Source organism: Microcoleus sp. CAWBG58 (genome assembly GCF_020883045.1).
Classification (GTDB): domain Bacteria; phylum Cyanobacteriota; class Cyanobacteriia; order Cyanobacteriales; family Microcoleaceae; genus Microcoleus.
Genome location: NZ_JAHRFA010000037.1, coordinates 1 through 22782, shown reverse-complemented (window position 1 = coordinate 22782; position 22782 = coordinate 1). Strand labels below are relative to the sequence as shown.

The 22782-nt window shown below is 45.5% G+C and carries 18 protein-coding genes and 1 tRNA gene; 17 read left to right on the top strand and 2 right to left on the bottom strand.

Annotated elements, in window-relative coordinates:
* Positions 1-17: 17 nt before the first annotated feature.
* The 5 genes from QZ918_RS17705 to QZ918_RS17685 all read left to right on the top strand — a co-directional run bounded on the left by QZ918_RS17705 (position 18) and on the right by QZ918_RS17685 (position 7866).
* On the top strand, positions 18-305 hold the full coding sequence (locus QZ918_RS17705) for a hypothetical protein (protein WP_293148807.1): 288 nt from the start codon (positions 18-20) through the stop codon (positions 303-305).
* 504 nt (positions 306-809) lie between these two features.
* On the top strand, positions 810-1073 hold the full coding sequence (locus tag QZ918_RS17700) for a hypothetical protein (RefSeq protein WP_293148805.1): 264 nt from the start codon (positions 810-812) through the stop codon (positions 1071-1073).
* A gap of 300 nt (positions 1074-1373) precedes the next feature.
* On the top strand, positions 1374-1775 hold the full coding sequence (gene cupS, locus QZ918_RS17695; RefSeq protein ID WP_194011615.1) for a CO2 hydration-associated protein CupS: 402 nt from the start codon (positions 1374-1376) through the stop codon (positions 1773-1775).
* Positions 1776-1979: 204 nt separating this feature from the next.
* A complete protein-coding gene (locus QZ918_RS17690) occupies positions 1980-7097 on the top strand; it encodes a PAS domain S-box protein (protein ID WP_293337200.1) in 5118 nt (1705 codons plus the stop codon).
* A gap of 541 nt (positions 7098-7638) precedes the next feature.
* Complete coding sequence (locus tag QZ918_RS17685) at positions 7639-7866, top strand: hypothetical protein (RefSeq protein WP_293148799.1); 228 nt, start codon at positions 7639-7641, stop codon at positions 7864-7866.
* Between the two features lie 42 nt (positions 7867-7908).
* Here QZ918_RS17685 and QZ918_RS17680 read toward each other — a convergent pair whose 3' ends face one another.
* The gene (locus tag QZ918_RS17680; RefSeq protein WP_293337198.1) at positions 7909-8085 is read right to left on the bottom strand and encodes a hypothetical protein; all 177 of its coding nucleotides are present in this window, start codon (positions 8083-8085) and stop codon (positions 7909-7911) included.
* Positions 8086-8239: 154 nt separating this feature from the next.
* Between QZ918_RS17680 and QZ918_RS17675 the strand changes: the two genes are divergently transcribed.
* From QZ918_RS17675 to QZ918_RS17635, 9 genes are all read left to right on the top strand, one after another.
* On the top strand, positions 8240-9322 hold the full coding sequence (locus QZ918_RS17675) for an amino acid ABC transporter substrate-binding protein (RefSeq protein WP_293337196.1): 1083 nt from the start codon (positions 8240-8242) through the stop codon (positions 9320-9322).
* Positions 9323-9608: 286 nt separating this feature from the next.
* Complete coding sequence (locus tag QZ918_RS17670) at positions 9609-10823, top strand: amino acid ABC transporter permease (protein ID WP_293337194.1); 1215 nt, start codon at positions 9609-9611, stop codon at positions 10821-10823.
* A 108-nt stretch (positions 10824-10931) separates the two neighbouring features.
* On the top strand, positions 10932-11540 hold the full coding sequence (locus QZ918_RS17665; RefSeq protein WP_293337192.1) for a hypothetical protein: 609 nt from the start codon (positions 10932-10934) through the stop codon (positions 11538-11540).
* A gap of 19 nt (positions 11541-11559) precedes the next feature.
* A complete protein-coding gene (locus QZ918_RS17660) occupies positions 11560-12792 on the top strand; it encodes an amino acid ABC transporter permease (RefSeq protein WP_293337190.1) in 1233 nt (410 codons plus the stop codon).
* Between the two features lie 347 nt (positions 12793-13139).
* Positions 13140-13892, top strand: a complete 753-nt coding sequence (locus QZ918_RS17655; protein ID WP_293337188.1) for an amino acid ABC transporter ATP-binding protein — start codon at positions 13140-13142, stop codon at positions 13890-13892.
* A gap of 394 nt (positions 13893-14286) precedes the next feature.
* Positions 14287-16413, top strand: coding sequence for an excinuclease ABC subunit UvrC (uvrC, locus tag QZ918_RS17650; RefSeq protein WP_293337186.1), 2127 nt, complete (start codon positions 14287-14289; stop codon positions 16411-16413).
* A 296-nt stretch (positions 16414-16709) separates the two neighbouring features.
* Positions 16710-16780 (top strand) — tRNA-Gly (locus QZ918_RS17645).
* 401 nt (positions 16781-17181) lie between these two features.
* Positions 17182-17859: an actin-binding WH2 domain-containing protein gene (locus QZ918_RS17640; RefSeq protein WP_293337184.1), complete on the top strand. Its 678-nt coding sequence runs from the start codon at positions 17182-17184 to the stop codon at positions 17857-17859.
* A 29-nt stretch (positions 17860-17888) separates the two neighbouring features.
* A complete protein-coding gene (locus QZ918_RS17635) occupies positions 17889-18599 on the top strand; it encodes a hypothetical protein (RefSeq protein WP_293337182.1) in 711 nt (236 codons plus the stop codon).
* A gap of 169 nt (positions 18600-18768) precedes the next feature.
* Here the strand turns inward: QZ918_RS17635 and mutS are convergent, their stop codons facing one another.
* Positions 18769-21396, bottom strand: a complete 2628-nt coding sequence (gene mutS, locus QZ918_RS17630; protein ID WP_293337180.1) for a DNA mismatch repair protein MutS — start codon at positions 21394-21396, stop codon at positions 18769-18771.
* Between the two features lie 104 nt (positions 21397-21500).
* Between mutS and QZ918_RS17625 the strand changes: the two genes are divergently transcribed.
* From QZ918_RS17625 to QZ918_RS17615, 3 genes are all read left to right on the top strand, one after another.
* The gene (locus QZ918_RS17625) at positions 21501-21686 is read left to right on the top strand and encodes a hypothetical protein (protein ID WP_293337178.1); all 186 of its coding nucleotides are present in this window, start codon (positions 21501-21503) and stop codon (positions 21684-21686) included.
* Positions 21687-21928: 242 nt separating this feature from the next.
* Positions 21929-22129: a hypothetical protein gene (locus QZ918_RS33125; RefSeq protein WP_367275367.1), complete on the top strand. Its 201-nt coding sequence runs from the start codon at positions 21929-21931 to the stop codon at positions 22127-22129.
* Positions 22130-22270: 141 nt separating this feature from the next.
* Positions 22271-22486: an acetyltransferase gene (locus QZ918_RS17615; protein ID WP_293337176.1), complete on the top strand. Its 216-nt coding sequence runs from the start codon at positions 22271-22273 to the stop codon at positions 22484-22486.
* The last annotated feature ends 296 nt before the right edge of the window (positions 22487-22782 follow it).

The following is a 22782-nucleotide window of genomic DNA, read 5'->3' as shown; positions in this document are numbered from 1 at the left end:
TGAATTTACTGACTGTTATGAGCATCTTTCCTAATTTTATTCGCTCTTTACTGCTGACCAGCCTCCTGAGCTTTGTCGCTCCCTTATTGTTAATCGGCGCGGGATTGACTAGCTTTTCGTTGATCGGTCTTGTGCCTGCTCTGCAAGCAGTCGGTCGTTCTGGAGAAGACCAGATTTTGCAGTTCTTAGCCACTTTTGGCAGTGGCTGTCCTCTCCAGGGATTTTTGGTGATTGGCCTAGCTTTTAGTTTAGTGGGTGCTTTGTTTGATACCTACGCTTCTTATCAGCATTCACGGTGGGGTTAATGGTGTTTCTATTTGAAATCTGGGATTTGAGATTTTATGTAGGGAATTCTCGATCGCGCATCTAAAATCTCAAATTGTTGGGTTGCTGTGCATCGAATCGCGCCCCCTCCAGCGAAACAGTCTCTATCGAAGCTCCTCGTCCTTTGATTCAGCAGTGGAGTCAAATCTCAAATCCACTGACTTCGCCCAAAAACGGATATTTGCTTTCCCACAGGAGTCGTGGAGAGCGAAAATTAGAGAGTTCAGTTCCAGCTACCAGATTCATCATTAGAGTTAATTCTACAATCTCAAATCGTTTGGCTACCTCAGCATTAACTAAGTAAGTCGGTACGAAAATTCATAACTATGTCCGCAGCGAGCGTAACGCAGTGAAGTGAAGCATAAGTCCTACGGACAGGCTTCGCCAACGCAAGGTTTTTGTAGGCTTCATACTTTGTTACACAGCTCGGTTTATTTGCGCCTACCTACTTATCGATCGAATGCGTCTACAATCCAGAAGAAAGATTGCCTTATGTTCTGGCATTTAAGGACTGTCGCGATATCGGGTGGACTGTACGCGATGAAGAAGAAGTTGGCGAACTTGAAGCAGAATTTTTAGGAATTTCTTTGGGCGAACCGGAACACCGCAAGCCTGCTGTAATTACTACAGACATTTTTGAAATTTCAATTTTGTATGGCAGTTTTAGCATTCATAAGGGAGAGGATTTAAATTTGGAAATAGCAGAATTAGAAACGGAGGTTTTAGTATCACAAGCAACCGCAGTCTAGTAGCAATTTAAAAGTATTGCGCCGTTAAAAAGTAAATTGCTTAGTAATTTTATGTGTAAAATAACCATTATTAGGTTCGTAGTGAGGACTTCAGTCCGCAAAAAAAGAGACGACTGAAGTCCTCACTACGAACCTGGTTGGAAAAGGTTCATAGTGAGGACTTCAGTCCGCAAAAAAAGAGACGACTGAAGTCCTCACTACAAACGAATTACCAATTTTTTAACAAACATAGTAGGTATTGTTGCACGCATCAGTTTACGATACTTAATAGAACTTTTTTGCCAAACGAGGTAGAACCAAATGCCTGATATTGTTGATATTGCCGTAGGTGCGGGTTCGTTCCAAACCCTGGTAACTGCGGTGCAAGTAGCAAATTTAGTAGATGCGCTCAAAAGTCCGGGCCCTTTCACTGTCTTTGCACCGACTGACGATGCTTTTGCGAAATTGCCACCGGGAACTATCACAACCCTAGTGCAGAATGTCCCCCAACTGAGCAGGATTTTGATGTTTCACGTCGTCTCCGGCAAGTTTATGAAGGCAGATTTGGCAAAACTCGGTTTTGTTACTTCCTTAGAAGGTTCGCCGATTAAAATTGATTGTTCAGACGGTTTTGAGGTGAAGAATGCTACTGTTGTCGCGGCTGATATCGAAGCTGACAACGGTGTCATCCACGTCATCGATAACGTGATTTTAATGGGATAATTTCGCCTTTAAACCTCGCTGCTGGAGCGAAGCAGGTGCCTTGCGGTGTCGCTTCGCTCCCGATCGCGCTTTTGGTTTTTTAGCAATTAAAAGTTATATAAATATAAAAAAGTTGTCTTTTCGCCTGATGTATTTTAAGATGATTGTTTAAAAAACTTTGAAGATGAATAATTATAATATAAGGAAACCAGTGTGGTGAGCACTATGCAAATCCTAGCCGCCAGCCTCAAGGCCAAAGTCCGCCAGCGTACCTTGGAACTGCAAGTTCTCAACGAACTTACGGAGAATGTACAACTTGCTGCGGTTGCTGATGAAATTTGGTCTGCTTGTCTGGCACATCTCGGGCGCCTGATTCCTGCTGAGACGATCGCACTTTTAACTCTACCGGACGATCGCATCTACCTGCAACACTTACACCCGTTAACTGAATCGGTCAAATCTGAAATAGCAGCCTGCTTGCAAGCTACTCGCACCCAATGGCTGGCAGGAAGTCGAGACTGGGCGTACAACATCGCTGGCCCGCCAATTGCTCAGTTTAAGTCGGTGTTGGTGGCACCGGCTAACCCGGAGGACAGTGAAGAATTGTTGGGAGTATTTTTCATCGGTGCAGAGCAGGGAACTGCTTTTAATTTTGAACACCTTTGTTTGCTCCACACGGTCGCTAAAATTTGTGTTAAATCGTTAATTACTTTAGCAGCTAAACAGACGGATGTCAAGGGAACTGTTCAAAATAATTTTGCTCTAGATGCGGAAAGCCAAGAGCTATTGTTGCGGGCTTTAATAGACAGTATTGACGACAGAGTGTTTGCCAAAGATCGAAATTTTAGATACATTTTTGTCAATCAAAGTTTTGCTGCATATTTGGGGAAAAAGGTTGAAGAAATTATTGGCAAAGACGATCTCGAATTAGGTTTCTCAGAAGCAGCAGTATTTGGCGATCGCCACGGCTCAATTAGGGGCATCCGCGAGGACGATCGAGCTGTGCTGGGGGGGGAGACGGTTCGCAATCCCTACCAGGCGATCGCCTTTACAGGTGGCAAACAGCAGGTCTTTGACACGCAAAAACTGCCCCTGCGCGATGCGAAAGGCAATATATTTGCGATTTTGGGCATTTCTCGGGAGATTGCTCAATGGGAGGCGACAGATGAAGCCCGGAATCAAAGCCAAGCCAAACTGCAAAAAATTACTGCTAGCGTACCCGGTACGGTATATCAAGTTGACTTGCATCTAGATGGCTCGATAGCCTTCTCGTTTGTGAGCGCGGGCTGCCGAGAATTGTATGAAATAGAACCGGAGGTGGCTCAGCAGGATATTCGTGCAATTGTTGACATGATTCATCCCGAAGATAGAGATGATTTTCGGAACTCGGTAAGGCTGGCTGCGGAAAATTTGCAGCCTTGGCGGTGGGAAGGTAGAATTATTACCCCCTCTGGAAAACTTAAATGGATTCAAGGGGCTGCACAACCGGAAATGCAAGGATCGGGAGAGATGGTTTATTATGGCTTGTTCACGGATATTAGCGATCGCAAACAAGCTGAGTTAAAACTGCAACTTTATCAAGAAATATTTTTAAAGTCCAATGATGCGATCGCCATTTTAGACCCGCAAGGCTATTATTTGGAAACTAATCAAGCTCACACGGCTTTGCTGGGTTACAGTGCATCAAAATTGTGGGGTAAAACTCCTGCAATTCATACGGGAGAAGAGACATTTGCATCGGTGCTGCAAATATTGATCGCAACAGGGAGTTATCGAGGCGAAATGAGCTGTGTTAAGGATTTGCAAGGGGGAATCTTTGAGGTGGAACTTTCGGCTTTTGCGGTTCTCAATGATGCTGGGGATGTGGTTTGTTACGTCAGCGTCAAAAGGGATATCACCGAACGCAAGCGAGCTGAGGAAAAACTCAAACTTTACCGAGAAATCTTTTTAAACTCCAACGATGCGATGGTGATTATCGATGCTGATGGGTTTTTCCTCGAACAAAATCGCGCTCACCAATCGCTATTAGAATATACAGACGCTGAATTAGAAATAGAAACGCCGCCGCTGGTGGCGGGGGAACGCTTTTCTGCGATTTCCAAAAGTTTAGCGAAAACTGGAACTTTTCGGGGCGAAATTACTAACTTTACTAAAAAAGGTCGCACGCTGGCGATCGAGGTGGCGGCATACTCTGTAATTAACAACAGCGGCGATATAATTTGTCACGTCTGCGTTAAGCGCGATATTACCGAACGCAAAAAAGGTGAAGAAGAACGACAAAAATTTGTGTCGCTGATTGAAAATAGCAGCGATTTTATCGGTATGGCTACTCTCGAAGGTCAAACGCTGTTTGTTAACGAAGCCGGTCAAAAACTGGTGGGTATAGAGAATATGTCGGAAGTGCTTGATACCGAGATCTGGGATTATATAGGCGAAACTTTTAAACAGGAATTCAGTCAAGAGATTTTGCCAATAATTGTCAGTCACGGCCAGTGGCAAGGAGAAGGTCAAATGCAGCACTTGCGTACTGGAAAAAGTATTGATGTTGTGATGAATGCTTTTCTGGTCAAGCACCCTCAAAGTAGCGAACCGCTGTGCTTTGCTGCGGTAATTCGCGATGTTACAGAACGCAAGCAAGCTGAAAGAATGCTGCTGGAACAAGCAGAACAGGAACGGCTGGTTTCGGCGATCGCCCAGCGAGTGCGACAGTCTCTCAACCTCACTCAAACTCTGAGCACGGCTGTACAAGAGGTACGGCAATTACTGGCAACCGATCGCACGGTAATTTATCGTTTTGATTCCGATGACACAGGGATTGTGGTTGTCGAATCTGTAGGATCTGATTGGATGCCTATGCTGGGCAGAAAACTTCAGGAAAAATCTTTTGGGGAAAGTTACAAAGCGATGTACCGCGCTGGCAAGATTCAAGCAGTTGAAGATATTTATAATGCTAATTTGAGCGAGATTCACCGAGATTTACTGGTGAAATTGCAGGTAAGGGCTAATTTAGTTGTACCAATTTTTATCGGCGACGAAAGTCAGGAATTAGCAATAGAATATTCGCCAGAAACTCCTAGAATTAAGTCGCAGATCGAGAGTTTGGACAAGCGTCAAAATCGGTTGTGGGGGTTGCTGGTTGCCCACCAGTGCAGTGCCCCGCGCGCTTGGACTGATTCTGAGGTGGATTTGCTGGGAAGGTTGAGCGTGCAGTTGGCGATCGCCATTCAGCAATCTACTTTGTTCGAGCAAGCGCAGCAAGCCCGAGAAGCCGCTCTGGAAGCGTCTCGAATGAAGTCACTATTTTTAGCAAATATGAGTCACGAAATCCGCACTCCGATGAATGGAGTGATGGGGATGACAGATTTGCTGCTGAAAACAAATCTTACTCCCGAACAGCTAGACTTTGTGCAGACGCTGAAACTCAGCGGTCAAAATTTGCTGTCGATCATTAACGATATTCTTGACCTTTCTAAACTGGAAGCAGGAGAAATGCGCTTAGAAACCATCGAATTTGACCTCAGTATCTGTCTGGATGAAGTGCTGGATTTGTTGGCAACTCCCGCACAAACTAAAGGTATAGAATTGGTGGCGTTGATTGATACCGACGTGCCGCTGCAAATTAAAGGGGATGCAGCGCGATTGCGGCAAATCCTCACTAATTTAATTAACAATGCGATTAAGTTCACGGAAGCAGGAGAAATAGTAATTGAGGTTTCAACTGGCAGGATTCCTGGGATATTGGCAGCCAGCGACGACCAGAAAAAATTAGAGAGTATCCAACCATTAAAACTAGGAATCAATCGCTCGCTGTTCCTGCTGTTCAAGGTCACAGATACAGGGATTGGGATTGCTGCCGAAGACCAAAAAAAGCTGTTTAAATCTTTTAGTCAAGTTGATGCTTCTACTACGAGAAAGTACGGTGGCACTGGTTTGGGTCTGGCTATTTCTAAGCAGTTGGTGGAGCTGCTAGGGGGTAAAATTGGTGTGGAAAGTACCCCCGGTAAAGGATCGAGTTTTTGGTTTACTGTGCCGGCACTTAAGGAAAATTTAACTGGGGCTGGGACAGCGTGCTCAGTGAATTTGCAAACGGTGCTGGCGGGGCAGAAAATGTTAGTTGCTAGCGACAAGCCCACAGTGCGAAAAGTGCTGCTGAGAATGGCGGTTTTGTGGGGGATGGAAGTTGATGAGGTTGAGAATGGTTGGATGGCGATCGCATCTCTGTACAAAGCTGTCAGCATAAAATCCCCTTACGATATCATTTTGGTTGATATTCAGTTGCCGGAAATGGTGGCGGGAAGTCTGGAACGTTTGATGATTGCTGAGCCGGCAATGCAGCAGACGCATTGGGTGGTGCTGACTTCAATTACTCAGATATCGGAGGCTAAACGTTTGGTAGATATTGGTTTTAGCGGTTATTTAACTAAACCTGTGAAAGCTCACCGGCTGTTTGAGTGCTTGGTAAATGCGATCGCCCCGGGTGCAGTGGTTGACTCGCGGCTGGCAAATTCAACGACAAATCCAGACTCCCCTACAGACAACCGGGAGTTAGCTAGCCTAAAGATTTTGTTAGTTGAAGATACTCCGATCAATCAAAAAGTTGGTCTGAATCAACTCAAGGTTTTGGGATGTGTGGCGGATGTGGCAAATAACGGCGCTGAGGCGCTATCGATGCTGGCTATCAAAAAGTATGACATTGTGCTGATGGACTGTCAGATGCCAGTTTTGGACGGTTACGAAGCTACGCTGGAATTGCGCCGCATGGAAGCAGCAGGCACTGCTGCTGGAAAGATGGAACCCGATCGCAAGACGGTGGTGATTGCAATGACGGCAAATGCTTTGAAGGGCGATCGGGAAAAGTGTCTGGCGGCGGGCATGGATGATTATATTAGCAAACCTATTTCCATCGAAAAGTTAAAATCTGTACTAGAAAATTGGTCGGTACAGTTAAAAGTTGAAATTCCTCAGTTTAAGGGTGAGGAAGTCCAAAACTCTGCTTCGGATCTAGAATGCGTAGTCGATATGGCACGCTTGCACGAAATTGCGGGCACTGATTTGGACTTTGAGCGGGAAATATTGCAAGCTTTTGTGGTGGATACTAGCAGTTATTTAGAATCTGCTAAAAGTGCGATCGCCTCGCGAGACATGGAGACACTGGCCCGCCGCGCGCATCAAATTAAAGGTGTCAGCGCTACGGCGGCGGTGCGGTTAATGCCGGAGATGGCTGCTCAGCTTCAAACTCACGCCGAATCCAACGATTTGGAAGGCGCCACCAAAATCATCGCTGAATTAGAAATAATTTTAGCGGGGGTTCAAAAGTTGGTTGCTGCTGAATTATCTGGTTAATCGATCAATTTTCTCAGGACTAAAGAAATCCTGGGCGGTTGGAAACCGCATCTACACAAACGATGTCCGCCGGACGCCGACTAAGAAATATGGAATTTGAGAGAATGTGCGTGCGATGGCTTACGCCCCGCTACGCTACGGCTCTTCAACCCGCTCCCGTCGGGTTTTGTCTGTGTAGACGCGGTTTCAACCGCCGGGTGTGCGATGGCTTACGCCCCGCTACGCTACGACTCTTCAACCCGCTCTCGTCGGGTTTTGCTTGACAAGACGCGGTTTCAACCGCCGGGTTTCTCAAATCCTATGTAAAGTTTCTTAATTTTTTATCAAGATATTTATCTGTATGTGACGAGATTGGGAATTCTTATAACATCTTGTGTGTTGTAGCTTTTGACACTACTATATTAAGTTATTGTGGTCAAATATAAAATAATCATTAAGCCGATGACAAGACGGCTACTTTTCGTCTATCGGCTTGAAACACTAAGACCAACTCATCACCCAGCCAGCCCACTAAGTGCGTATTTACGCTCAACGAGGTTTTATGACTCCAGTCATGTTACGCCAACTCTGGTCTTTAATTGAAACCACCCAAGCGACTCTGTTAGTCAATTTGGACGATGCCACCCTGGTACAGTGGCTGCTGAAGCAGTTGAAGATGAACTCTGCGCTCAATGGTAACGAAACAGATTTGCTGAACGAGTACATCGAGTCTCGGCTGTCGCTAATCCGCGATTTAGCCGAGCAGCGCCTAGCACCAGAGCGGTTCTAAGCGCATTAAATCAAAATTGGATAAATATTGTAGGCAAGATTTTCAACAGTTGACAGTTGACAGTTGACAGTTGACAGAAGGAGAGCGACCTCTACCTATAAGTCCGAGTATTGGAGTAATGAATAGTCTGATTTTAATTTCTCCCTCAAAGGCGGGCGGGCTTTCAACCAATTCTTTCTGGTAAGCAAGATTGTAGGCAAGATCGCGCGCAGCGGGCAAAAAAAATAGGCGGTAAGTCGGTGCGCTTTTCAGGGTGCGACACTGGGTTGAGAATGGTTAATTTGAAACGGTGGGTGTTCTAGATTGCCGATCGCAACAGTTCTCGACACTGACAAGCTAGGATCGTCGAGAAAGTGTTCTACTGGTAAAATGTATGCGTAAATTGGGATTTCTGTTGCTAGCAAGCGTGTTGTTTGTGGCACCGCTGGCATCTTGTAGGGATCGATCGGCACAAGTCGGACAAACACCAGCCTCGCCTGCGGGAAACGCGCCACAACAAACTTCGAGCCGGATAGATACAATTGTCAGCCGCGGTAAACTAATTTGCGGCGTTAGTGGCGAACTACCTGGTTTTAGCTTTGTAGACGAAAAAGGCAAATACTCCGGCTTGGATGTAGATGTTTGCAGGGCCATCGCTGCGGCTATATTTGACGATCCCGAAAAAGTCGAATACCGAAAGCTCAACGCCAAAGATAGGTTTACAGTTTTGCAGGCCGGAGAAATCGATATTCTCAGCCGAAATACCACCTACACGGCGAGTCGCGACAGCACTACCGGCTTGGAATTTGCCCCAATTATCTTTTATGACTCTCAAAGCATCATGGTCAAAAAAGATAGCGGCATCAAAAGCTTAAAAGATTTTGCGGGCAAATCTATCTGCGTGCAGACAGGTACGAGTACCGAACAAAATTTGTCCGACCAAATGCGAAAATTAGGAGTTAAATACACTCCTGTGGTGTTTGAAGATGCGAATACTACCTTTGGCACTTATCAAGAAGGTCGCTGTCAAGGTGTTACAGCCGATCGATCGCAACTCGTGTCGAAGCGCACAACTCTACCGAATCCTGAGAATAATGTTGTTTTGCCGATCGTAATGTCAAAAGAACCGTTAGCCCCAGCGGTGAAAAGCGGCGATCCTAAATGGTCGGATGCAGTGAGATGGATCGTTTTTGCGGCGATTGAAGCTGAAGATTTGGGAATTAATTCAGGAAATGTAGACCAAACTGTGGCAAGCACTACAGATCCAAGCGTCAAACGTTTGCTAGGAAAAGAAGGAGATTTAGGTAAAGGTTTCGGACTCCCCAACGACTACGCCGTCCGCGTTGTGAAGAAAGTCGGGAATTACGGCGAAATGTACGATCGCAACCTCGGCCCAAAAAGTACACTTAAGTTAGACCGGGGTCAAAACAAACTCTGGAAAGATGGCGGTTTGCTGTACTCGCCACCCTTCCGCTAACCAAAAAGTTTGTAGTTGCGGTTGTGCCCAGTTGTCTCCGCAACTACAAACCAAAAAATCAACTTAAACAAAGGCAAGTAGTTGCGCTTTAGCGCTCTTAGGTACGCAGCCGCGCTTCAGCGCTCTTAGGTACGTAGTTGCGCTTCAGCGCTCTTAGGTACGTAGTTGCGCTTCAGCGCTCTTTGGTACGCAGCCGCGCTTCAGCGCTCTTAGGTACGTAGTTGCGCTTCAGCGCTCTTTGGTACGCAACATACGCAACAGATTTAATCAAAATAATATTTAAGCTATGAACACAGAACCTAAACCGGACAAATCCGAGAAATCATCCAAAATTAAAGATATATCAACACTGCTGCGAGACGATCGCTTCTGGAAAATAGCCGGACAGGCGATCGCCCTAATTTTAGTAATAACAGTCATCGCCATTCTCTGGGACAACCTCACCGCCAATTACGCGCAACTGGGGATTGCATTTGGATTTGACTTTCTCAATTCCCAAGCATCCTTCGACATCGGCGAAAGTGTAATACCCTACAGTCCGGAAAACAGTTACAGACAAGCTTATTTTGTCGGATTACTCAACACGCTGCGGGTAATGGGTTTGGGAATTGTTTTCGCAACAATTGCAGGTTTGACCGTAGGAATTGCTCGCCTTTCCGACAATTGGATCTTGCGTAATTTAGCAGCTTTGTATGTGGAGATTTTGAGGAATACACCCTTATTGCTGCAATTATTTTTCTGGTATTTTGCAGTGTTCATTTCCATGCCAAAACTGGAAGACAATCAACAGATGCGCGGCCCGATTTACTTGACAAATCGGGGTATTGCTGTACCTTGGCCGGCGCCTTTGCCAGGTTTTGAAATTTGGTTGATTTTGCTGACTGTGGGAGTTTTGGCGGCGGCGGGACTGTGGATGTGGCGGGCACGGGTGATGGTGGAAGAAGCTAAGCCGGGAAGACAGTTGTTTTGGGCTCTAGGTGCGATCGTCCTGAGTGCAATTTTAGCTGGGATTATCACCCAAAATCTACCTTTGGGCCTCGATTTTCCGCGCGTGACACCAGCATTGCAACTCGAAGGAGGATTAAAACTAACTCCAGAATTTGCAGCCTTGGTAACAGGACTCAGCTTGTATACTGGCAGTTACATTGCCGAAATTGTCCGCGCCGGAATTCAGTCAGTCTCGCGAGGCCAATGGGAAGCAGGAAAATCTTTGGGACTGAAATCTGGAACCCTGATGCGGATGGTAATTTTGCCGCAAGCTTTGCGGGTGATTGTGCCGCCGTTAACCAGTCAGTATCTGAATTTAGCAAAGAATTCGAGTTTAGCCGTGGCGGTGGCTTATCCCGACGTTTACTTTGTGGTGGGTTCTCCGACGCTGAATCAGACCGGAAGGGCGATCGAAACAATGATAATTATCATGGCAACATATCTTACCATTAGTTTGATAGTTTCTCTGTTTATGAATTGGTACAATCACAGTGTACAACTCAAGGAAAGATAAAAAACAGTTGATAGTTGTAGGGGCAGTGCCCCCGTGCCTGCCCTCTTAGTTGACAGTTGACAGCGAAGTACAAAGTTAAGTTGATTATAATTTGGAACTCAAGTTGAAATGACTTACAGAGATTTTAACTTAAAAACAGTAACCCAAAAATTCGGTTTGACGATTAGCGATCGCATCAATATGTTCTCTGCCGTGCCAGAATTAGAACCAAGTTCCTTACTTGTAGAAATTCTCAAAGAGAACGTAGTCATTGCCTTAGGCAGCAATACTGACAAGTCTCGATCGTCCATGATAACCGCACCGATTTTAATCGAACTTAGAAAACTGTTGAACCATCAAATTGGTCTTTTTTATGGAATAGATTTTACAGTTGATGCCGAAAAAGGATTAATTGGAAATTGCGATTTTTTGATTAGTCGTTCTTCATCCTTATTAATGCTTACCGAACCAGTAATTGCGATCGTAGAAGCACAAAACGAAGATGTTAATGCAAGCTTGGGGCCGTGTGTAGCCGAAATGTTGGCAGTTAGAATATTTAACGAAGGTGAAGGCAACCCAAATGCAACAATAAATTATGGGGCTGTTACTAACGGCCAAACCTGGAGATTCTTAAGACTCAAAGAACAAGTAATTGAAATTGACTTGACAGAATATTACCTAACAGATGTCAATAAAATATTAGGAATATTAGCAAGTGCAATTCAGCAAGCCATCTAAAATCTAACATCTAAAATATATGGAAACTTCCCCCGTACTGCCGCCCCCAGCCACCGAATCGCCCACCCCTTGGAATTGGGCGCGCAAAAACCTATTTAGTACCTGGTACAACAGCATTCTGACAGTATTTTGCTTAATTGTCGCCTTCCAAACAGTTAAAGGAATTATCGTTTGGGCAACTACAAAAGCTAAATGGCGCGTGTTAGAAGCCAACTTGCCACTATTTTTTGTGGGCAGATTTCCCAGCGAATCCTACTGGCGGCTGTGGATAGTAGCCGGAATAATTGCCTTGTTGGGAGGTTTAACTTGGGGCAACATTCAGCGAGATGAACGTCTTTGGAATCCGCCTACACTGATTTTACTGGGTGGTGCCGTTGTTGGTGCGGTCATTTCGCCGATCGACCTTACCTCTCGTTTTTACCTGCTAGGCAATATTATCGCAGCCACCGCCAGCTATATCGCTGGGCGACAAATTAACCCTAACCCCCCCCAACCCCCCCTTAGTAAGGGGGGGCGAGGGGGGGTTAGCTGGATGCCTGCAATTTGGACTCTTTCCTTCCCAGTAATTCTGTGGCTAATTAAAGGCGGATTGGGTTTGACAGAAGTCTCGACAAATGACTGGGGCGGTTTAGTGCTGACGCTGTTTTTAGCAATTATTAGCATTGTGCTGTCGTTTCCCTTGGGAGTATTGCTCGCCCTCGGCAGACAAAGTTCTTTGCCAGTCGTCAAACTACTGTCAACATTGTACATTGAAATTGTTCGCGGTTTGCCATTAATTGGCATTTTGTTTTTAGGTCAAGTCATGCTGCAATTATTCTTACCGCCCGAATATCCCAAATTAGATAGAGTGATTCGGGCGATCGCCGGATTAACATTATTCAGTGCCGCCTACTTGGCGGAAAACGTGCGCGGGGGCTTGCAGGCCGTACCCAGGGGACAAATAGAAGCAGCAAGAGCGATCGGGCTAAACACACCCCTACTGACCATTCTGATTGTACTACCTCAAGCACTGCGAACAGTCATTCCGGCGATCGGCGGTCAATTCATCGGATTGTTTATGGATACATCCCTGCTTTCGCTATTTGGAATGTTAGAATTAATCGGCATATCCCGCGCAGTTTTAGCAAATCCATCATATATAGGCAGATACGCCGAAGTTTACATATTCGTCGGCCTCATTTATTGGGTATTTTGCTATTCAATGTCACTAGCCAGCCGCAAAATTGAAAAAAGTCTAGAAAAAAGTCATTAGTCTGTAAGGGCGGGTTCACCAACAAAATATAACTCCCAATCCAAATATAAACCCGCCCCTGTCCCAACCCAAATATATATAAACCCCATCCGCAGTCTGTAGGGGCGGGTTCACCAACAAAATACAACTCCCAACCCAAATGTATATAAACCCGCCCCCACCCAACCCAAATATATATAAACCCCATCCGCAGTCTGTAGGGGCGGGTTCACCAACAAAATACAACTACAAACCCAAATACATATAAACCCGCCCCCTCCCAACCCAAATATATATCAACCCCCTCCGCTGAAGCAGTCAACAGTCATCAGGCAATAATTATCCGTCATTATTTAAAGGACAAAACTATGCAAGATACACTAACAGTTCCAGAAACAGTAATCGTAGCAGAAAACGTCCACAAATGGTACGGACAATTTCACGTACTGCGCGGCGTCAGCATGAACGTCAACCGAGGCGAAGTCGTCGTCGTGATGGGCCCTTCAGGTTCCGGGAAATCGACGTTTATCCGCACTTTTAACGCATTAGAAGCATACCAGCAGGGTAAAATCACGATCGACGGAATCGAACTTTCCCACGACTTGCGAAACATCGAAAAAATTCGCCAGGAAGTAGGAATGGTGTTTCAGCAATTCAACCTATTTCCCCACCTATCAGTTTTGCAAAACGTCATGCTAGCACCTGTATGGGTGCGCCGCTGGCCGAAGAAAAAAGCAGAAGAAGTAGCAATGCAACTGTTAGAAAGAGTCGGAATTTTATCCCAAGCCCAAAAATATCCCGGACAATTATCTGGCGGACAGCAGCAACGGGTTGCTATTGCACGTTCCCTAGCAATGCAGCCGAAAATCATGCTATTTGACGAACCGACATCAGCATTAGATCCGGAAATGGTGCGGGAAGTTTTAGATGTCATGCGGAATTTAGCGAAAACAGGAATTACAATGGTAGTAGTGACTCACGAAGTCGGATTTGCGCGCGAAGTTGCCGATCGCATTGTATTGATGGACGGTGGCGTTTTAGTGGAAGAAGCAAGCCCGGAAGAGTTTTTTCAGAACCCGAAAGAAGAACGCACGCGCAAGTTTTTATCTCAGATATTGTAAACGGAACTTACGTCATTATAGGTTCGTAGTGAGGACTTTAGTCCGCATCCAGAAGACTAAACTCATCGTTAAAAACATTAATAGGTTCGTAGTGAGGACTTTAGTCCGCATCCAATCAGAAGACTAAACTCATCATTAAAAACATTAATAGGTTCGTAGTGAGGACTTTAGTCCGCATAAAATCAGAGGACTAAAGTCCTCACTACGAACTATTTTTTGTGATTGATTCGCTTGACCCAGATAACAGCGTTACAATAGTAGATATATAGCCTTTATCAAAAAGGTGAGGTATCACTGACAGCTTACATAACACCTTAAACAAAGGGGGCTCGCATCCCAACAACATACCTAATCTTTCTGAGAACCACTATAAGTCATAAAATCTCAAATTTATATGCCGTCCACAAAAACCCTGCCACTAATTAAAGATGCAGAACGCCTAGAAAGCCGCCTCAGAGAAATTCCGGCAGTTCCCGGTGTATACTTAATGCGCGACGAGAGCGATCGCATCCTGTACATCGGCAAATCCAAAAAACTCCGAAACCGAGTCCGTTCCTACTTCCGCGAAAGCCAAAACCTCAGTCCTCGCATCGCGATGATGGTACAGCAAGTGCGCGAAATCGAATTCATCGCCACCGACACAGAAGCCGAAGCTTTAGCATTAGAAGCCAACCTCGTAAAACAGCACCAACCTTATTTTAATGTCCTCCTCAAAGACGATAAAAAATATCCTTATTTGTGCATAACTTGGTCGGAGGAATACCCGCGCATTTTCATCACCCGCAAACGTCGGCCGGGTAATGCAAAAGACCGCTACTACGGCCCCTACGTCGATACAGGCGCGCTTCGCAGTACGCTGCATTTAATTAAGCGGATTTTCCCCCTGCGACAGCGCCCTCAACCGCTGTTTAAAGACCGTCCCTGTCTCAACTACGACATCGGCCGCTGCGTTGGCGTTTGTCAGGGGCTAACTTCGCCGGAGGAATACCGAAAAATTATTCAAAAAGTGGCGATGATTTTCCAGGGAAGGACTCAGGAATTACTGGATATTCTGGAACCACAAATGAAACAAGCTGCGGAAGATTTGAACTTTGAAACGGCGGCCAGGATTCGCGACCAAATTAAAGGTTTGCAATCTTTGAGTGCTGGTCAAAAAGTGTCTTTACCTAATGATACTGTTTCCAGGGATGCGATCGCCCTGGCAGCAGACACGCAGCACGCCTGCATTCAATTATTCCAGATTCGTGCAGGTCAATTAGTCGGCAGACTGGGCTTTATGGCGGAGATTCCCAGGGCGGGCACGGGGGCACCGCCCCTACATTCCGGGGAAGAAATACCCAGGGCGGGCACGGGGGCACCGCCCCTACATTCCGGGGAAGAAATACCCAGGGCGGGCACGGGGGCACCGCCCCTACATTCCGGGGAAGAAGAATTATCTCAACATTCTCTTACCTCCCCCCCTTACCAAGGGGGGGAACGAGGGGGGGTAGAAGCCGGGGCGATTTTGCAGCGAGTTTTGGAAGAACACTATCAAAATGTCGAAGCCGTAGAAATTCCCAGCGAAATTTCTGTGCAGTACGACTTACCAGAAGGCGAAATATTAGCAGATTGGTTGAGCAATCGCAAGGGGCGAAAAGTGACTATTTTGACTCCGCAGCGCCAAACTAAGGCAGAGTTAATTGAGATGGTGGAACGGAATGCTGAGTACGAATTGGCGAGAATGCAACGATTGAGCGATCGCAATTCTCAAGCAATGCAAGATTTAGCCGAAATTCTCGATTTACCAGAAATGCCACACCGCATAGAAGGTTACGATATTTCTCACATTCAAGGTTCGGATGCGGTAGCTTCCCGCGTCGTATTTATCGACGGTTTACCAGCCAATCAACACTACCGCCACTACAAAATTAAAAATCCTGAAATTAAATCGGGTCATTCTGACGACTTTGCTAGTTTAGCAGAAGTTATCGGCAGACGATTTAGGAGCAAAGAAGCAGAAAGAAACAGCAAGAAGCAAGATGAATTTAGCAAGTTACCAGATGCGGAAGCAGTCAGTAATTTGTCTTCAGTTTCTCCTAATATTGCTGACAAACCGGATTTGATTATGATAGATGGTGGCAAAGGTCAACTGTCAGCAGTTGTGGCTGTTTTGCGGGAGATGAATTTGCTAGATGAGTTGCGGGTTGTGAGTTTGGCGAAGCAGCGAGAAGAGATTTTTTTACCGGGGGAATCTTTGCCGCTGCCAACTAATTCCGAGCAACCGGGTGTACAATTACTGCGACGGGTGCGGGATGAGGCGCACAGGTTTGCTGTGAGTTTTCACCGAGATCAAAGAAGTCAGAGAATGAAGCGATCGCGCTTAGATGAGATTCCCGGGTTGGGACACCACCGCCAAAAACTATTGTTAGCGCATTTTCGGTCGATCGACTATCTGCGTTTAGCGACTCCCCAACAGTTGGCAGAAGTTTCTGGGATTGGCCCGCGTCTGGCGCAGCAAATCTACGACTATTTCCATCCGTAAAGCCTTTAGTAGCGTGGAAGAGGGGATTTGGGGGGGGGATTTGGGGGCGATCGGGCTTACCAGAAAGAATTGGTTGAAAGCCTCTGGCTTGGGCGTAGAAATTAAAATCAGACTATTCATTACTCCAATCCTCTGACTTTTAGGCAGAGGTCAACTGTCAACTGTCAACTGTCAACTGTCAACTGTCAACTGTTGAAAAGTCCCCATTCAACCGCTTTCAGGGAGAACTTGAGAAATTTTGCACGGGCCTATTGCAATTCTCAGAAGCTTGTGGTATGTTTAGGTTCTGTGTGAATGCGGGTGTAGTTTAGTGGTAAAACTTTAGCCTTCCAAGCTAACTATGCGGGTTCGATTCCCGCCACCCGCTTATTAAACAAAAAGCCTCAAACTAACGACAAATCAACGGTTTGGGGTTTTTTATTGCCGATTTTTTGGCTGGGTGGGGCGTCAAAAAGACTAGAAATTGGATACAAATTGACGACAAAACGACCAAACTGAGTATCAAGTGACTGCCCGATCGCCCTTTTTGAACACAATTTGAATACAATTTGAACACAATTTGACTAGAATTTGACTGTAAATATCCAGCCGACAGGCAATAGCAGTAAGGTGCTGTGTGCGTGGAACCCTAGATAATGGGAGTTGTATGAGTCCTGTATCTGGAAGAATAATGAGTTAACATAGAGTGCATCCAGTTGGCAAGATTGTCGATCGCACTCAGCTTGAGCTATGACTGATTCGGAGTCGCATCAGTCACAAGGAGAACCCGTGAAATATTTTTCAGTAGTAATGTATTTGCTGCGGGAACGGCAACAGTTTCTCGAAGAAATTCGCGAAGGTGTCAAACTCAAATCTAAAATTTTTGGTTTGTTAATTTCCAGTACCATATTTTTTGGTATTTACGGAGCGATATTAGGTGCATCTAGTACGTGGATGCAATGTCTGGTGTCAGCAATCAAGCTGCCAGCGCTTTACTTACTGACGCTGATTATCTGCTTTCCCACACTGTATTTTTTTAATGTCATGTTTGGTTCAAAACGAACTTTTGAACAGTATTTGACATTGTTGATGACAGCAATGGCGATGATTAGCGTTTTGCTGTTTGGATTTGCACCTGTCAGCCTATTTTTTCTGATCAGCAGTACCAATTACAGTTTTTATCTGCTGCTAAATGTTGCTATCATGGCAGTCACAGGATTTTTGGGGGTAAGCTTCATTTATCAAGGAATGCACTTTCTGTCCGAACAAGATGCCGAAGGCAAAGACATCAGGCTAAATATTTTGCGCTTCTGGTTGGGACTGTATGCGTTTGTGGGCAGTCAGTTGGGATGGACGCTGAGACCGTTTTTTGGGGCGCCCGGACAAGCTTTTCAACTGTTTCGAGCCCGAGACAGCAATTTTTATCTGAGTCTGTGGGATTCAATTAGGTCTCTGGGAGGATTTTAATTAATGCCAATTTAGGGAGATTTGCCATAGTGATACAAGCGGATTTGGATGAGTTAAGAATTCCTGAGAAGGAGTTGGAGGATTTGAGCGGAATAGCTTTGAGCGACGGTTTTTCAGGGAATTTTTATCACCCTGACACACTCCGGAACGGTAAAAAGCTGTTTGCTTTTTTGTTGCATGAGTTGCTGATATTTTGCGTAACACTTGTTGTCTCTCTGCCTGTTGCTTTGTTGGCGAACAGACATGACGTTAGTTCAGCTAGCGATGCAGAAATATTTGTCCGGGTTTTACAAATGACTTTGGGTTTGTCGCTGGCAATTACTGTTGCTTGGAATGTCTATCAATGGCTGAAGGCAAAACCTTTGGCAACGCTGGCGGGTCTCTTGGAGGAAGTTGAGAAGTATCATGAAGTGATTAAGGCTTTAGATATTATCGATCGCCTAACGGCTGCTGGCAATTTACAAGCCAATTTAATTAACCGACAAGATGCAATTGAGGCCTTAAAGATTACTAGAGAAAGTTTAGTTTGTGCTTTAAAAACAGAGAAAATTCTCAGGGAAAATCATAAATTCATTGGTCGCCGTTACGAGTTATTTGCTAATATTGAAAGTAATTTGGCTGCTTTGATGGCGCTGGATGTGAGCGATCGGGCGAGCGAATACGGGCGGTTGCTAAATGAAGCCCTGGAAATTGGGATGAGCGTTCACAAAGAGGTAAGAAAGTTGCAAAATGGCAAATGAATTTAAATTACTGGTTCGTAGTGAGGACTTTAGTCCTTCAGGTTCGTAGTGAGGACTTTAGTCCTTCCATCTGAGTTTTAAAGGACAGGTTCGCAGTCAGAAATTTAGCCCTTAAATCAGATTTTTTAAGGACTAAAGTCATTACTACGAACCGTTTTTGATAACAAATTTAATCGTCAAAGATATCCAACTGTTGTCCCTCAGACTCTTTTTTACCATCTTTTTTAACACCCTTCCGCAGCCCGATCGCAATTTTGCTATGTTTCTCAATCTGCTTCATCACCTGTCTCGCCCTGTCAATCACCGACGGCGGTAAACCAGCCAACCTCCCTGCTTCAATTCCGTAGGACTTATCAGCACCGCCGGGGTGAACTTCGTGCAAAAATACGATTTGATCTGGCAATTCCTTCACCGTCACCTGATAATTTGCCACATTATCCAAAATAGAAGCTAACTCATTTAACTCGTGATAGTGAGTCGCAAAAATCGTCCGCGCCCGAATCTCGCTTGCTAAATATTCTGCCACAGACCAAGCAATCGAAAGGCCGTCAAACGTCGCCGTTCCCCTGCCGATTTCATCCAACAAAACCAATGATTTCGCCGTCGCGTGATTGAGAATATTTGCAGTTTCGTTCATTTCCACCATAAACGTAGACTGACCGGTTGCTAAATCGTCCACGGCGCCGACTCGGGTAAAAATGCGATCGCAAATTCCCAAAGTCGCAGCCTTCGCCGGGACAAAACTGCCCATCTGCGCCATTAACTGAATCAAACCAACCTGGCGCAAATAACAACTCTTGCCGCTAGCATTCGGCCCAGTTAAAATAATTAAATCTGGGCGACTTAGCCCTGCTTCCCGACCCAAAAAAGCCGAATTCGGGACAAAAAATCCCGGCGGTAAAGACTTTTCCACCACCGGATGACAACCTTCAATAATTTTAATTTCCCGACTTTCTGTCATCATCGGGCGACAGTAATCTTGATAAACCGCTACTTCCGCCAAACCGCACAAAATATCCGCCGCCGCCACCGCGCGGGAAACGTTGCGAATAATTTCGGCGTGCTCTCCTACTTCGGCGCGCAATTTCGCAAAAATATCGTACTCCAAGTGATTTAAATCTTCCCGCGCCGTCAGAATTCGCACTTCTCTTTCTTTTAATTCTTCTGTGCTGTATCGTTCTTCATTGGTGAGAGTTTGCTTGCGGGTGTAGTCGTTCGGTACTTGGTCAACTTTCGATTTGGTAATGCTGATGTAATAGCCGAAAGCTTTATTGTAGCCGACTTTTAAATTAGAAATTCCAGTGCGTTGCCGTTCGTTAGCTTCTAAAGTGGCAATCCATTCTCGATCGGCTGATGCAGTGTCGCGCATTTGATCAAGCATGGAATTAATGCCCGATCGAATCAAACCTCCTTCTTTTAAATGAATCGGCGGTTCGTCAACTAAAGAAGCGTGAATTTGAGTTGCTAATTCTTCTAAAATGGGCGGGACATTTTGCAGCGCTTTTAAATAGGGCGAGATTCCTTCAGTTGCGATCGCCGCCAATTGGGGTAATTTTGAGAGAGAATCAGCTAAAGCGACTAAATCCCTGGCGCTAGCGGTTCCAGAACCGGCGCGCCCCGTGAGTCTTTCGATGTCGTAAATTTGGCGCAGCAACTGCTGCAAATCTTGGCGCAGGGGATTATTTTCTACTAATTCTTGAATCGTATCGTGGCGGGCGCAAATACCTTTAATGCTGAGCAAAGGTTGCAGCAACCAGCGGCGCAAAGCGCGGCCTCCCATGGCGGTGCTGGTTTTGTCTATAGCCCACAGCAGCGAACCGTGAAACACGCCATCTCTGACTGTTTGAGTGATTTCGAGATTGCGGCGGGTTTGGTAGTCTAGTGTCAGAAAATCGGTGAGAGTGTAAGTGTGCAATCTTTGCAAAGCAACTGCTTTTTCTTTTTGAGTTTCTTCGAGATATTGCAGCAACCCTCCGGCGGCGCGCACTGCGAGGGAAAGGTGCGCGCATCCCATCCCTTCGAGCGATCGCACTTTGAACTTTTGCAGGATTCGCTGTTTGGCTTCGGACAAAGTAAACGGGATTTGCGATCGCAAAGAATAGCAAAACGAACTTGGCAAACAATCGGGTAAATGCTCGGATTTCTCTCCCGGCCTCAACATCGTTACCAAATCCGGCGCATTAGTCGGAACCAGGACTTCCGAAGGCTGCAAGCGCAGCAATTCTAGGGTTAATTGTTCTAAACTGTCGGCTTGAGTAGTAACGAATTCTCCTGTAGAAATATCAGTATAAGCCAAACCCCAATGTTCCCCAGCGATGACGACTGCTGCTAAAAAGTTATTTTGTCGGGGCTTGAGCATTCCGTCATCCGTCAAAGTTCCGGGAGTGAGAATGCGGGTGATTTCGCGCTTGACTTGGCGGCCTTCGCGGGCGGCGATCGAGGCATCTTCAACTTGATCGCAAACTACTACAGCATAGCCTTTTTCTACTAACTGAGAAGTATAGCGATCGAGGGCGTGGTGCGGCACTCCTGTCATCGGCACTCGACCGATTTCTTTGCCGCTTTCTTTGCTAGTGCAAACAAGTTCTAATTCCCGCGAAATCGTCACGGCATCTTGAAAAAAACACTCAAAAAAATCTCCGACTCGAAACAATAAAAGTGCGTGGGGATACTGTTCTTTCACTTCCACATACCGCTGCATCATCGGCGTCAGCTTGGTGAATTCTAGTAGGCGGTGGTCGGCATTGCGGATATTTTCTTGATTGGGGTCTGTTGGGCTAGATGCAGTGTAAGGCATAAAAGGCGATCGATAAATTTTGATCTTTAACAACTGTAGCGCAAGCTCGGCTTTTAGTTATAGCTAATGATACAATTTTTGACGATTAATCCTCCTCAAGCAGGGTGCGCGATTCTCAAGATGCGATCGCAGTTATATGGTTCGTCGTGCCGTTCGTAGTGCGTCCTGGTGTCCGTTCTTATCCTGCGGACACCAGGACGCACTACAAACTGCTTTATAGCGGACACTCCCGGCGCACTACAAACTGGCGATCGCCAAAAACAACCTCAGCCATCCTTGTTAGCTGTTAAAACAATAATCCTAAATCTATTGCAATTTACGCTGGGATAAACTCTACCTTTTTTACAACTTAAAACAGCCGAAAGATAGATTTAAAAATTATACCTCGGATAGAGAACTGCCACATTTTATATCCTTAAAATTAAACAATACAGCCAATTGATTTAGCTGCGGAGTAAATTTAAGATTTAGCATCAAAAATCTGGGAGTTAACTAGAGGAGAACACAATACAGAATACCCGAACCCCTGCAAATGGCCACCGCCAAAGCCAAAACCATCAACTACGAAGCCTGTCGCAAAGGTGGCACAGTGTCAATTACCGGCGTTTACGGCGGCTTTGTTGACAAAGTGCCCTTAGGTGCAGCGTTCAACAAAGGATTGACCATGAAAATGGGACAGACACACGTTCACCGCTATTTGCGCCCTTTGCTCGATCGCGTTCAAAAAGGCTAAATTGACCCAACCTTCGTGATTACCCACCGCATGAAATTGGATGAAGGACCCGACACTTACGAGATTTTCAAACACAAAAAAGATAACTGCATCAAAGTTGTTCTCAAACCATAACTCACCATTAATTCACAAGGAGAAACTATGCTTTTACAAGAAAAAGAATCCGGCGACTTGATAGAAATCATCGATATCGAGACTTTAATCAGCCCTACCCAAAATCAAGTAGCGGGACGAATTCAAGCTGGTGAAGAAGAGCAAGATCCGGCACATTTTGAGAAGGATAAATTAGTTTTCCCCTCCGGCGAAGTTCTGCCGCGCTGCTGGACTGAGGAAAATTATAAAGCTCAAGTTTCGTAGTAGGGACTTCAGTCCTTGATTGACTCATTAAGTCCTGGATGGAACTGTCATCTTAATCAAGGTATGTAGTTGCGCTTGGGCGCTCTTTATAATCTTAGGAAAAAGCGCTAAAGCGTAACAACGTACTAATCAAGGTATGTAGTTGCGCTTTAGCGCTCTTGATAATCTCCGGCAGGGGGAACGCATCTTATTGAAGACTGTTCGCCAGTCGTGAGTATATTTTGAGATAAATTCACCATGCTTAGAAGCTACAGAGACGCTTTATAATGAATTTTGTAAGAAAACAGTCATTGATT

Bases quoted from the DNA above. Each gene is read 5' to 3' on its own strand.
- QZ918_RS17660 (WP_293337190.1), top strand. From the start codon at position 11,560: ATGGAAACTTCCCCCGTACTGCCGCCCCCAGCCACCGAATCGCCCACC.
- uvrC (WP_293337186.1), top strand. From the start codon at position 14,287: ATGCCGTCCACAAAAACCCTGCCACTAATTAAAGATGCAGAACGCCTA.
- QZ918_RS17690 (WP_293337200.1), top strand. From the start codon at position 1,980: ATGCAAATCCTAGCCGCCAGCCTCAAGGCCAAAGTCCGCCAGCGTACC.
- cupS (WP_194011615.1), top strand. From the start codon at position 1,374: ATGCCTGATATTGTTGATATTGCCGTAGGTGCGGGTTCGTTCCAAACC.
- QZ918_RS17705 (WP_293148807.1), top strand. From the start codon at position 18: ATGAGCATCTTTCCTAATTTTATTCGCTCTTTACTGCTGACCAGCCTC.
- QZ918_RS17665 (WP_293337192.1), top strand. From the start codon at position 10,932: ATGACTTACAGAGATTTTAACTTAAAAACAGTAACCCAAAAATTCGGT.
- mutS (WP_293337180.1), bottom strand. From the start codon at position 21,396: ATGCCTTACACTGCATCTAGCCCAACAGACCCCAATCAAGAAAATATC.
- QZ918_RS17685 (WP_293148799.1), top strand. From the start codon at position 7,639: ATGACTCCAGTCATGTTACGCCAACTCTGGTCTTTAATTGAAACCACC.
- QZ918_RS17655 (WP_293337188.1), top strand. From the start codon at position 13,140: ATGCAAGATACACTAACAGTTCCAGAAACAGTAATCGTAGCAGAAAAC.
- QZ918_RS17675 (WP_293337196.1), top strand. From the start codon at position 8,240: ATGCGTAAATTGGGATTTCTGTTGCTAGCAAGCGTGTTGTTTGTGGCA.
- QZ918_RS33125 (WP_367275367.1), top strand. From the start codon at position 21,929: ATGGCCACCGCCAAAGCCAAAACCATCAACTACGAAGCCTGTCGCAAA.
- QZ918_RS17615 (WP_293337176.1), top strand. From the start codon at position 22,271: ATGCTTTTACAAGAAAAAGAATCCGGCGACTTGATAGAAATCATCGAT.
- QZ918_RS17670 (WP_293337194.1), top strand. From the start codon at position 9,609: ATGAACACAGAACCTAAACCGGACAAATCCGAGAAATCATCCAAAATT.